Source organism: Stenotrophomonas maltophilia (genome assembly GCF_004920835.1).
In the GTDB taxonomy this organism is placed as follows: domain Bacteria; phylum Pseudomonadota; class Gammaproteobacteria; order Xanthomonadales; family Xanthomonadaceae; genus Stenotrophomonas; species Stenotrophomonas maltophilia_AQ.
Genome location: NZ_QFHO01000025.1, coordinates 56394 through 68083, shown reverse-complemented (window position 1 = coordinate 68083; position 11690 = coordinate 56394). Strand labels below are relative to the sequence as shown.

The 11690-nt window shown below is 66.8% G+C and carries 9 protein-coding genes; 6 read left to right on the top strand and 3 right to left on the bottom strand.

Annotation, left to right across the window (positions count from 1 at the left end; genetic code table 11):
• Window positions 1-105: 105 nt before the first annotated feature.
• Entirely contained in the window at window positions 106-540 is a 435-nt protein-coding gene (locus DI041_RS16265) for a VOC family protein (protein ID WP_014037567.1), read from the bottom strand.
• Between the two features lie 338 nt (window positions 541-878).
• Between DI041_RS16265 and DI041_RS16260 the strand changes: the two genes are divergently transcribed.
• Entirely contained in the window at window positions 879-3674 is a 2796-nt protein-coding gene (locus DI041_RS16260; protein WP_136638113.1) for a beta-glucosidase family protein, read from the top strand.
• A 147-nt stretch (window positions 3675-3821) separates the two neighbouring features.
• Here the strand turns inward: DI041_RS16260 and DI041_RS16255 are convergent, their stop codons facing one another.
• Window positions 3822-4727 (bottom strand): LysR family transcriptional regulator, encoded by a 906-nt coding sequence (locus DI041_RS16255; RefSeq protein ID WP_136638112.1) that lies wholly within the window; start codon window positions 4725-4727, stop codon window positions 3822-3824.
• 105 nt (window positions 4728-4832) lie between these two features.
• Between DI041_RS16255 and DI041_RS16250 the strand changes: the two genes are divergently transcribed.
• The 3 genes from DI041_RS16250 (at window position 4833) to DI041_RS16240 (ending at window position 8644) form a co-directional block, all read left to right on the top strand.
• Window positions 4833-6191 carry an MFS transporter gene (locus DI041_RS16250; RefSeq protein WP_136638111.1) on the top strand — a complete coding sequence of 453 codons (1359 nt, stop codon included), beginning with the start codon at window positions 4833-4835 and terminating at the stop codon, window positions 6189-6191.
• Window positions 6191-6577 (top strand): DUF4440 domain-containing protein, encoded by a 387-nt coding sequence (locus DI041_RS16245; protein WP_046986515.1) that lies wholly within the window; start codon window positions 6191-6193, stop codon window positions 6575-6577. The genes DI041_RS16250 and DI041_RS16245 overlap by 1 nt, the downstream gene beginning before the upstream one ends.
• A gap of 156 nt (window positions 6578-6733) precedes the next feature.
• Window positions 6734-8644, top strand: coding sequence for a CocE/NonD family hydrolase (locus DI041_RS16240; protein WP_136638110.1), 1911 nt, complete (start codon window positions 6734-6736; stop codon window positions 8642-8644).
• 122 nt (window positions 8645-8766) lie between these two features.
• Here the strand turns inward: DI041_RS16240 and DI041_RS16235 are convergent, their stop codons facing one another.
• Window positions 8767-9720 (bottom strand): helix-turn-helix transcriptional regulator, encoded by a 954-nt coding sequence (locus DI041_RS16235; protein WP_046986516.1) that lies wholly within the window; start codon window positions 9718-9720, stop codon window positions 8767-8769.
• A gap of 446 nt (window positions 9721-10166) precedes the next feature.
• Here DI041_RS16235 and DI041_RS16230 point away from each other — a divergent pair, with 446 nt between their 5' ends.
• Window positions 10167-10925, top strand: a complete 759-nt coding sequence (locus DI041_RS16230) for an SDR family NAD(P)-dependent oxidoreductase (protein ID WP_046986517.1) — start codon at window positions 10167-10169, stop codon at window positions 10923-10925.
• A gap of 129 nt (window positions 10926-11054) precedes the next feature.
• Complete coding sequence (locus tag DI041_RS16225) at window positions 11055-11504, top strand: MgtC/SapB family protein (protein WP_032129616.1); 450 nt, start codon at window positions 11055-11057, stop codon at window positions 11502-11504.
• Window positions 11505-11690: the final 186 nt, after the last annotated feature.

The following is an 11690-nucleotide window of genomic DNA, read 5'->3' as shown; positions in this document are numbered from 1 at the left end:
CAACCGGACCCACCCCGCCACCCCACAGGAGCCCAGCTTTCGCTTCTGCTGTTGCTTCGGCCGTTGCCTCTGCGGGTGCCGGGCGCAGCCCGGCCGTGCGTACCCTCACCGCCCGTGCGGGTCGGGCCGGTGATGCACGTACTCGACCACGGTGCCATCAGGATGCACCGCGTTGAATGCCGCCCCGGTGGGCACCACCTGCAACGGGAAGATGATCTCGGCGCCGGCCGCCACCAGCTTGTCGTGATAGGGCCGAACGTCGTCGACCAGCAGCGTCCCCGTGGTCGAAGTGAACGGCGCCAGCGCCTCATCGCATCCTTCGATCAGCAGGAATGCACCGACCATCGCCAGGCGCAGGCCGGCATCGGGAAACGGAAAGCCCGCATCGGCCACCACGCCCTGCAGCTGCTCGTAGAAGGCCACGCTGCGCTCCAGCTCGCCCGGGGCAACGAATACCCGGATCAGCACGCGGGGACTGCGCTGGCTGGAGGTATCACAGCGGTCGCGCCAGAGGTGATCGAAGTCGCGGTGTATGTTCATGGGCGGGGTTCAGGGCCGGTGACAACCCATTATCGGCAGCCCCGCGCGGCGCGCTGATGACTGCCGGTGATGGCCTGATAACCGACCGTCGCGGTCGCCCTGTGACTTAGGTCCTGTTGACAGGTGTGAACGCCCTCGCACAATCTTCACATGATTGGGTCGCCCTGCGCGGCCCGGACAGGCAGGTTGTCACGCCGGGAGGAGGGTCCCAGGCGCAGACCGGCCCGTCCTTCGGCCTGCGGGACGTTGCCTGGCAACCCCTGCGCGGCATGAACGCTGCACCCTTCGGCGGCACTTTCCCTGGACCGATTGCCTTGGCAACGGAATTACGCCTGCCGATGAAAACGTTTACAAAGCCGCTTGCACTGTCCCTGGCCCTGTCTGCCGCACTGGCCGCCCCGGCCTGGGCCGACCCAGCCGCGTTCACTGTGTTGACCCTGGAACAGGCCCCGACCGCCGAGGCGATGCCGGCCCTGGCCGCCCAGCTGAAGACCCTGCAGGTGGACGCGGTGAGCGTGCGCCAGGTGCAGCGTGGCATCGGCCAGGTCGATCCGCTGCAGCTGCTGGCCGATGGGCTGGGCTATGAGTACCGCTTCATTTCCACCGGCAAGGATGACGGCCAGACCCAGCACGGGCAGGCGGTACTGACCCGGCTGCCGATCGCGGCCGAATCCGGTCCCGACCAGCCGGGCCTGAACTACCTGCGCCTGGACGATGGTCGCCACACCGTAGCCGTCTACACCGATGCTGGTGCAGGCGCCGCACAGCTTCCGGCACTGGTCACGCGTTCGCGGCTGGGCGCGCCGGCGGTGCTGCTCGGCGCGGTGGCCGGTGAATCGGCCAAGGCCGCAGGCTTCGATCCGGCGCGTGTCGCGTTGGAGGCCGATGCCAGCTACTTCAGCGATGGTTTCCAGGCCGCCAGCAGCGCGCCGTTCAAGGTGGAAGGCAGCGCCCTGCGTGCCACGTTGCTGACCCTGGCCTATGCCGCCGACAAGGGGGGTGAACGGCCATGGATGGACACTGCGCTCACCGCCGACGCGCGCGCTGCGCTGCTGCTGAAGGCGATGACCGAAGACGAGAAGTTCCAGATGCTGCACAGCTACTTCGGGCTGGGCAAGGATGGCGGCAAGCTGCCGGAAGGTGCGGTGGGTTCGGCCGGCTTCGTGCCGGAAGTAGCGCGCCTGGGCATTCCGTCGCAGCAGTCGGCCGACGCCGGCGTGGGCGTGACCAATCCCGGTGGCATCCGCCCGGGTGATTTCGCCACCGCCATGCCGTCGGGCCCGTCCACGGCGTCCACCTGGAACCGCGGTGTTGCCTTTGCCGGTGGCGCGACGATGGGCCGCGAAGCCTGGCAGCAGCGCTTCAACATCCTGCTGTCCGGCAGCGTCAACCTGCAGCGTGACCCGCGCAACGGCCGCAACTTCGAATACGCTGGTGAAGACCCGCTGCTGGCCGGTTCGATGGTCGGCGCAGTGATCCAGGGCGTGCAGAGCCAGCACGTGATCTCCTCGATGAAGCACTTCGCGCTGAACGACATGGAGACCCGCCGCAACTTCCACGACGTGCGCATTGGCGAGCAGGCCATGCACGAGTCGGATCTGCTGGCGTTCGAGATCGCGCTGGAAGCTGGCCGCCCGGGCGTGGCGATGTGCTCGTACAACAAGATCAACGGTACCTACGGCTGCGAAAACGGCTACCTGATGAACCAGGTGCTGAAGCAGGAGTGGAAATTCCCCGGTTTCGTGATGTCCGACTGGGGCGGCGTGCACAGCGGTTCGAAGGCGGCGCTGGCCGGCCTGGACCAGCAGTCCGCCGGTGAAGTGTTCGATGCGGCCGTGTTCTTCGATGAGCCGCTGCGCCTGGCCGTGCACGGCGGCGTGGTACCGCAGGCGCGCCTGAACGACATGGTCGCGCGCATCCTGCGCACGATGTTCCTGCACGGCAACTTCGACAACCCGCCGCAGCACCAGAAGGTCGACGCTGAAGCCGGTTTCGCCGTGGCCCAGCGCACGGTGGAAGAAGGCAGCGTGCTGCTGCGCAATGAAGGCAGCCTGCTGCCGCTGGCCGACAGCGTGAAGCGCATCGTCATCATCGGCGGCCACGCCGACAAGGGCGTGATCGGTGGCGGTGGTTCGTCGATGGTGGGCGTGACCGCCAAGGGCACCAACGCGGTGCCGGGCGTGCTGCCGACCACCTGGCCGGGCCCGGTGATCTTCCACCCGTCCTCGCCGCTGGAATCGCTGCGTGCGGCGCGTCCGGACGCGACCATCGAGTATGTGGACGGCACCAATGCCGCCGCTGCGGCCAAGGCTGCTGCGCAGGCCGACGTGGCCATCGTGTTCGCCACCCAGTGGGCCGCCGAATCGGTGGACCTGCCGGACATGCAGCTGCCGGACAACCAGGACGCACTGATCTCGGCGGTGGCCAAGGCCAACCCGAAGACCGTGCTGGTGCTGGAAACCAACGGCCCGGTGCGCACGCCGTGGCTGGCGCAGGTGCCGGCGATGCTGCAGGCCTGGTACCCGGGTATCCGCGGTGGCGAAGGCATTGCCGCACTGCTGACCGGCCAGGTCAATCCGTCCGGCCGCCTGCCGGTGACCTGGGTGACGGATGAATCGCAGTTGCCGCGCCCGCACATCGACGGCCTCGGCTTCAAGCCGGCCAAGCCGTTCGGTGATGTGTTCGATTTCGATATCGAAGGTGCCAACGTCGGCTACAAGTGGATGGCGGCCAAGGGCCTGACCCCGACCTTCGCGTTCGGCCACGGCCTGTCCTACACCTCGTTCGCCTATGAAAACCTGAAGGTGAGCGTGGAAGGCTCGCGCCTGGTCGCCAGCGTCGACATCCGCAACACCGGCAAGCGCGCCGGTGCCGACGTGGCCCAGCTGTACCTGAAGCTGCCGGCCGGCAGCACCACGCCGATCCGCCTGATCGGCTACGACAAGGTGATCCTGCAGCCGGGCGAACAGCGCCGCATCCGCATCGAAGCCGAGCCGAAGACCCTGGCCCACTACGATGCGCAGGCGCGGCAGTGGAAGATCGATGGCGGCACCTACCAGGTGCAGCTGTCGCGCAATGCCGCCGCCCCGCTGCAGAGCGTGGATGTACAACTGGTGGAGCAGGTGCTGCGCTGATCTGGCGCAGTCCTGATGGTTGATGAGACGGCCCCGCAAGGGGCCGTGTCTGTTTGCGGACTGCCGCTGCGCTCGCCGGGCATGGCCCGGCGCTACCCGATCACGGCATCCCAGGTAGCGCCGGGCCATGCCCGGCGGGCGCCGTCATCACCCGGGCGTGCCGGTGAACCACCCGCGCAGGAAGTCGATCAGCTGCCGCACCTTCGGCGAGGGCTGCGTGCTGTGTGGGTAGACCGCGTACACGCTCTGCAGCGGGAATCGATGCTGGCGCAGCACCGGACGCAGCCGGTCCTGGGCCAGATCGTCCTCGATCAACCAGCGTGGCAGCACGGTGACGCCGGCACCGGCCACGGCGAAGGCGCGCAGGCTGCTGGCGCCATCCACGCGCACCACCGCATTACCCGGGTTGGTGGCAAACAGTGCGTCGCTGCCGTCGGGCGCGACCACCGGCACGTCGGCCAGGCGCGGATAGCCGAGGCGGGGCAGGGTGCCCAGCTGCACGGGGTCGTCGGCAGCATCGACAGAGGACAGGCGGGCCAGCAGGGACGGAGCCGCCACCGCGGATAGTGGATGGCGTTCCAGTTCGCTGGCATGCAGCCCTGAGTCCGGCAGGCGGCCGAGGCGGATCGCCAGATCGAAGCGTTCGGGAATCAGGTCGGCCGGTGCCGGTGAGGTCGACAGGTGCAGCTGCAGGGCCGGATGCCGCGCACGGAACGCCTCCAACGCAGGAATCAAGCGTAGCTGGGCGTACTCCGGCGTAGTGGTCAGGCGCAGCACGCCCTGCAGCTGGTGCTGGTCGCGGCGCGCGGCATCGATCGCCGCCTGCGCGGCATCCAGCGCCTGCACGCAGTGTTGGAGGAACTGTTCGCCGGCCTCGGTCAGGGCCAGGTGGCGCGTACTGCGCAGCAACAGGGTCACGCCCAGCTCCTGTTCCAGCCGCTTCAGGTTGAAGCTGACCACTGCGCGGCTCAGGCCCAGGCGGTCGGCGGCGGCGGTCAGGCTGCCGGCCTCGACCACGGCACGGAAGATATCGAAGCGATCGAGGCTGACCATGGCGATCCATTGTCAAAACAGGTTTGACAGTGTTGCAGCTGCCGTCGTGTTTTTACAACAAAGCACTGGCGGCATGCTGGCCGCTTCCCTGCTGGAGCGCCACCGATGCCGTCCCCCCGCCTGCGCCATGAGGCGATCTTCCTGCTGGTGTTCGCCCTGGATCTGGTCAACATGTTCATCGCCACGGTGGCCTATCCGGCGCTGGCGGCGGAGCTGCACGCCGACATCGGCACGCTTGCCTGGGTGGGCACCGCCTACATGCTGGGCCTGAGCGTGGTGATTCCGCTGGCGCCCTGGCTGGCCGCGCGCTGTGGTGAACGCCGCTTGCTGCTGGCGGCGTTGCTGCTGTTCGCCGCCTCCGCCGTATTGGCCGGGGCTGCGCCGAATATCGGCTGGCTGCTCGGGTGGAGGCTGCTGCAGGGCCTGGCCGGTGGCCTGCTGATTCCGGTGGCACAGGCGGCAGCGTATCGGCACTGCACGCCCGACCAACGTGGCGCGCTGACCCGCCGCATCCTGCTGGTGGCGCTGCTGGTGCCGGCACTGGCGCCCGCGCTCGGTGGGCTGCTGGTGCAGTGGTTGTCCTGGCGCGGTGTGCTGTGGGCCAGCCTGCCGCTGGCGGTGGCGGCAATCGGGCTGGTGCTGGCGTGGATGCCGGCCGATGACGCGCGTAGCGCACCTCGCCTGCAGGCCTATGCGCTGTCCACCGCGATGCTGGCGCTGGGCGCGCTGCTGCTGGCGCTGACCTGGCTGGGCGAACCCGGCCATCGGGCCGCGGGTGCCGTACTGCTGCTGATCGCATTGCTGCTGGCGGCGGCCCACCTGCGCCACGCACGCAGGCAGGCGCAGCCACTGCTGCGCTGGTCGCTGCTGTCCCATCGCGGGCTGCGGCTGGCGATGCTGGTCTATCTGGCCGTACCCGGTGTGTTCATCGGCAGCCAGCTGGTCAGCACCCTGCAGCTGCACCAGGCGGGTTACAGCGCGGCACGCATCGGTGGCTTGATGCTGCCGTGGGCGCTGGCCTCGGCTATTGCGATCACAGCCAGCAAGCGCCTGCTGGCCCGTTTCGGCGCAGCCAGGGTGTTGCGTGCAGGTATGGTCCTGCAGGCCAGCGGCCTGCTGTTGATGGCGCTGCTGCCGCAGCCGCACGTCGCCTTGGCCGGGCTGCTGTTCGCGCTGATGGGCGCCGGCGGCAGCCTGTGCAGCAGTACGGCGCAGACGCTGGCCTTCCATGGTGTGGAGGGTGAGGCGCTGGGTGACGCAAGTGCCCTCTGGAATCTCAATCGCCAGCTCAGCTTCTGCCTCGGTACTGCCGCCATTGCGCTGCTGCTGGCACTGGCCATGCAATGGCTGCCGTCCCACGCCACCGGCGTGGCGCTGGGTCTGGCCGCGGTACTGACACTGTTGCCGATGGCGCTGCTGCGCCGACCGCAGTTGCTCACTCTTTCACAACCGGAGAACACCTGATGGCTGCCACCGCAGAACAAGAAGTCCACCTCCTGCACGACAAGCTGCAGACCTGGTTCCGTGCCGACGCCGGCACCGACGCGCTGGAGGATCTGATGGCGCATTTCTGCGCGGACTTCAGCATGGTCGGCATCGCGGGTCGCAGGCTGGACCGGAATGCCGTGCAGGCGCTGTTCGCGGGCGGCCATGGCGCGCGTCCAGGGCTGCAGATTTCCATCGACGCCGTGCAGGCGGTGGATGCGCCTTCGCCGCTGGCGGTGCTGCGCTATCGCGAAGGGCATTTGATCGATGGCAGCAAACCCGTATGGCGGGAATCGCTGGCGGTGCTGCGCCAGGAAGCAGGGCGCTGGCGCTGGCTGGCGCTGCATGAGGTTCAAGCGGGTTGATGGATCCGCCGGGCCATGCCCGGCGAGCGCAGCGGAAGTGAGGGGCACATGTGCCATCAGTCCTGCCTGCATCCACCGCAGAATGCAAAGCCCGCCCACACTTCACGGCTCCAGGCAGGAGTAGGCTTGATGCTTTCCTGCCGGGAGGGGTTGTCCATGCGTGTGCGTGCCGTCGCTGTAGCCATTGCCCTTTGCCTGTCCAGCACTGTGCTGGCCACCGAAACCCCGCCGATGACCCCGGACATCAGCGGCAAGCCCTTCGTTGCCCCCGATGTCGGTCGTGACTACGACAAGCGCGTGGTGATGGTGCCGATGCGTGATGGCACCAAGCTGTATACGGTGATCGTGGTGCCCAAGGGTGCGCGCAATGCGCCAATCCTGCTCACCCGCACGCCCTACGACGCTGCCGGTCGCGCCAGCCGCAGTGATTCGCCGCGCATGCGCGACCTGCTGCCGCAGGGCGACGAGGTGTTCGTCGACGGCGGCTATATCCGCGTGTTCCAGGATATCCGTGGCAAGTACGGCTCCGAAGGCGATTACGTGATGACCCGGCCGCTGCGCGGGCCGTTGAACAACACCAAGGTGGACCACTCCACCGATGCCTGGGACACCATCGACTGGCTGGTGAAGAACGTGCCGGAGAGCAATGGCAAGGTCGGCATGCTCGGCTCGTCGTACGAGGGCTTCACCGTGGTGATGGCGCTGACCGACCCGCACCCGGCGCTGAAGGTGGCTGCGCCGCAGAGCCCGATGGTCGATGGCTGGATGGGCGATGACTGGCTCAACTACGGCGCGTTCCGCCAGGTCAACTTCAACTACTTCGCGATGCAGACCGAGAAGCGCGGCAAGGGCACGCCGTTGCCCAGTCTCGGCTACGACGACTACAGCACCTTCCTGCGCATCGGTTCGGCCGGGGACTACGCGCGTTTCACCGGCGTGGACCAGCTGACCTGGTGGAAGAAGCTGGTCGAGCACCCGGCCTACGATGGCTTCTGGCAGGGCCAGGCGCTGGACGCGGTGATGGCGAAGACTCCGTTGAAGGTGCCGACCATGTGGCTGCAGGGCCTGTGGGACCAGGAAGACATGTGGGGTGCCAACCACGCCTACCAGGCAATGGAAGGACGCGACAGCGGCAACAACCGCAACTACCTGGTGATGGGCCCGTGGCGGCACAGCCAGGTGAACTACAGCGGCAGCGAGCTGGGCGCGCTGAAGTTCGATGGCGATACCGCGCTGCAGTTCCGCCGTGACGTGCTCAAGCCGTTCTTCGACCAGTACCTGGTGGACGGTGCGCCGAAGGCGGACACTCCGCCGGTGCTGATCTACAACACCGGCGAGAACCATTGGGATCGCCTCAAGGGTTGGCCGCGCAGCTGCGACAAGGGCTGTGCCGCCAGCAGCAAACCGCTGTACCTGCGTGCCGGCGGCAAGCTGGCGTTCCAGGCGCCGGCGGCGGGCGAGGGTGACTTCGAGGAATACGTGTCCGACCCGGCCAAGCCGGTGCCGTTCGTGCCGCGCCCGGTGCGTTTCGGTGACCGCGACATGTGGACCACCTGGCTGGTCAAGGATCAGCGTTTCGTCGATGGTCGCCCGGACGTGCTGACCTTCATCACCGAACCGCTGACCGCGCCGCTGCGCATCGGCGGCGCACCGGTGGTGCATCTGCAGGCGTCGACCAGTGGCACCGACAGCGACTGGGTGGTGAAGCTGATCGACGTGTATCCGGACCAGGAAGCGTCGACGCCGGAGATGGGTGGTTACGAGCTGCCGGTGTCGCTGGCGATCTTCCGCGGCCGCTACCGCGAGAGCTTCAGCGATCCGAAGGCGCTGGCCGCCAACGAAGTGCTGCCGTATCGCTTCGACCTGCCCAATGCCAACCACACCTTCCAGAAGGGGCACCGGGTGATGGTGCAGGTGCAGTCCAGCCTGTTCCCGCTGTATGACCGCAATCCGCAGACCTACGTGCCGAACATCTACCTGGCCAAGCCGGGCGATTACCAGAAGGCCACGCAGCGGGTCTGGCACAGCGCGGCGCAGGCGAGCTACATCGATCTGCCGGTGTATTGAGGTTGATGAGGTACGCCGGGTGCGCGATGCCTGGCGGCTGCGGTAGTGCCGGCCGCTGGCCGGCATCCGCGGTGGTGTGAAAGCGTGTCGACCAAGGTCGACACCTGCCAGGGCACGGGCCTTCAGCCTACCTTCGACGGACCGGTGCGCCAGCGGCTGGGTACCAGTCCGAAACGCTTGCGGAACGCGGCAGCGAAGTTGCTGGGGTGGCGGTAACCACTGGCGGCCGCAGCCTGCTCGACGGTCCAACCGTCCTCGCGCAGGCCTTGTTCGGCGTGGCGCATGCGCTGCTCGTGCAGGTAGTCGAACACCGAGCAGCCATATTGCTGGGCAAAGTGGCGGCGCAGCGAGCTCGGGCTCATGCAGGCCAGCTGGGCCAGTTCGACAAGGCTGTGGGTGTGGCTCGGATCGTCATGCAGGTAGGCGCGTACGCGTTCCAGTCGCTCGCGCTGGCCCGCGCGCAATGCGCGCACCTGGTCGGTCTGCAGATCTTCGGCTTGCAGGCCAACGGCCAGCAGCTGCAGGGCCACGCCTTCGCGCCACAACGCGTCGATGCCGTCCTGCCAGGGGCTGTCGAACAACTGTCCCAGCACCGGCAACAGGGTGTGCGGAATCGCCCAATGACGGCACTCCAGGTGAGTGCTGAGCGCAGTCTCCAGCTGCGGCAGCTGGAACAGGTCCGGATCGATCTTGGCCGGCACCATGACGCTGACCCCGCGCATTCGTGTCTCACCCGGATGTGCACCGGTCATTTCGACCTGCTCGCGGTGGTGGGCAGTCATGGCGGTGCCGGCGCGCAGGGTAAATCCGGGGCGGCGCGGAACACGTACATCGACCTGGCCCTGCAACATCACGCGGATGGCCAGGCCGGGACTCTGCTGGGCGGTTGCCACATACGGGAAACGATTATGGACGTCGGAGGCGATCAGGCTCATGCCACCGCGCAGGAACTGTTCGTTGACCTCGCCGTGGCCGGCCCACTGGTCATCGCGCAGGTGTTCCGGATCGGCGCGGTAGTCGAAGCCGTGGCGGTGGCCGAAGCGGCGGTAATCGGCAAAGGTGAAGTATCGGGACATTGCTCGGCACTTGCATTGGAGGTGGACACTGGCAGCACCTGACCCATGCGCATCTGCAATGCAGATGCATTTCCGATCGATACCTGCGTGGACACGCTGCGACGCGTCGGAGGCGGTATCTGGAAGGGCTGGGGAAACGCCAGATTGGAATGAATGTGTCAAAGAAACTGGAAGCGTTTCCCATTGTCGCCGCGATTCACCCACATTTGATTTCGAGATGGTCAAAACCATTGATCAATACGGCCAAGTTGAATGCTTCGTAGAACATACGGCGGCGTTTTGCCTGCATATCCGTACGTAATTCCATACATCAACTTGGGTTGAGGTTTTATCGATGGAACGATCGCCTGTGGACACGCTGTCTGCTGGGCCATCACAGGCGGAGGCGTAGCGTGAGGGGTTAACGGCGACAGGCCGCACTGATCCCCCACAGATGGAGAGCACAGATGATTGATTACCAGCTCACCGGCAAGACCGCGATCGTGACCGGCGGTGTATCCGGCATCGGTCTGGCGGTCGCGCAGACCCTTGCCGCATCCGGTGCGCGTATTTCGGTATGGGACCTGAAGCAGGAGGCAGTTGATGCCACGGTGGCGCAATTGCAGGGCAGCGGCGTGCAGGCGATCGGCATCGCGCTGGACGTGACCGATGATGCGGCCGTCGAAGCGGCGGTGCAGCGTACGGTGAAGGAACTGGGCGGTGTGCACATCGCGGTCAACAATGCGGGCATCAGTGGGCCGGCTGCCAGCAGTGGTGACTATCCGGTGGAGGGATGGCAGCGCGTGATCGACGTCAACCTGACCAGCGTATTCCTGTGCCAGCGTGCGCAGATCCAGGCGATGCGTGCGGCAGGTTCCGGTGGCAGCATCATCAACATGGCCTCGATCCTGGGCCAGGTGGGCTATGCCGGTTCCACTGCGTACGTGGCGGCCAAGCACGGCGTGGTGGGGCTGACCCAGACCGCTGCCTGGGAACATGCCGCCGACGGCATCCGTGTCAACGCGGTCGGCCCGGGTTTCATCAGCACGCCGCTGCTGGACAAGATGGATGCCAAGGTGCGCGCGACGCTGGAAGGGCGCCATGCGTTGAAACGGCTGGGCACGGCCGAGGAAGTGGCGGCGCTGGTTGCCTGGCTGGCCAGCGACGATGCCTCGTTCGCGACCGGCGCGTACTACGCCATCGATGGTGGCTATCTGGCGCAATGATGCGGTGATCGCAGGCGACAGTGACGCCGGGCATGGCCCGGCGATACCGGGTGAACGGGCTGTGGTGTGGCCTTCACCGCTGTGCCACGGCTGCTGCGCAACGCTCCGGAAAACTCCCGGAGCTTGCCCATGGAACTCACCCAGGATGTCTCGATCCTGCTGCGCGTGGCCGCAGCGATGCTGTTCGGCGGGGTACTCGGCGTCGAGCGCGAAATGGGCAAGCACGCCGCCGGCCTGCGCACCCACATGTTGATTGCCGGTGCGGCCGCACTGATCGTCGGCCTCGGTGATTCGGTGGCCGAGCACTTCCAGCAGGAGCGCTACCGTGACCTGCTGCAGGTCGACCCGGTGCGCCTGATTGAAGCAGTGGTTGCCTGTGTGGGCTTCGTCGCCGCCGGCACCATCCTGCGCGGCTCACGCGAGGACCAGGTAAGCGGCCTGACCACTGCCAGCTCGCTGATCATGGCCGCGGCCATCGGGATTGCGGTGGGTATCGGCAAGTATGTGATTGCCATTGGAGTGAGCGTGCTGTGCGTGCTGGTGCTGGCGGTGATGCGGCGGCTGGAGAAGAAGATCTGACTGGCGAGGTGGTCTGGGGATGGACCAGAGCCCCTTCGGGGATCCGATCCCGGGTGCCTGGCAGGGTCGGATCCCCGAAGGGGCTCTGACCCTGATGTTGTGCGAATGGTAAGACCAATATGGCATCTAGCTCTATGGTCTAATAGGCGCTTCGCCGGAGTGGCGGTTAAATCCGCTCCACGTGGT

Coding starts and splice junctions, on each gene's coding strand:
- DI041_RS16265 (WP_014037567.1), bottom strand. CDS start 540: ATGAACATACACCGCGACTTCGATCACCTCTGGCGCGACCGCTGTGAT.
- DI041_RS16260 (WP_136638113.1), top strand. CDS start 879: ATGAAAACGTTTACAAAGCCGCTTGCACTGTCCCTGGCCCTGTCTGCC.
- DI041_RS16255 (WP_136638112.1), bottom strand. CDS start 4,727: ATGGTCAGCCTCGATCGCTTCGATATCTTCCGTGCCGTGGTCGAGGCC.
- DI041_RS16250 (WP_136638111.1), top strand. CDS start 4,833: ATGCCGTCCCCCCGCCTGCGCCATGAGGCGATCTTCCTGCTGGTGTTC.
- DI041_RS16245 (WP_046986515.1), top strand. CDS start 6,191: ATGGCTGCCACCGCAGAACAAGAAGTCCACCTCCTGCACGACAAGCTG.
- DI041_RS16240 (WP_136638110.1), top strand. CDS start 6,734: ATGCGTGTGCGTGCCGTCGCTGTAGCCATTGCCCTTTGCCTGTCCAGC.
- DI041_RS16235 (WP_046986516.1), bottom strand. CDS start 9,720: ATGTCCCGATACTTCACCTTTGCCGATTACCGCCGCTTCGGCCACCGC.
- DI041_RS16230 (WP_046986517.1), top strand. CDS start 10,167: ATGATTGATTACCAGCTCACCGGCAAGACCGCGATCGTGACCGGCGGT.
- DI041_RS16225 (WP_032129616.1), top strand. CDS start 11,055: ATGGAACTCACCCAGGATGTCTCGATCCTGCTGCGCGTGGCCGCAGCG.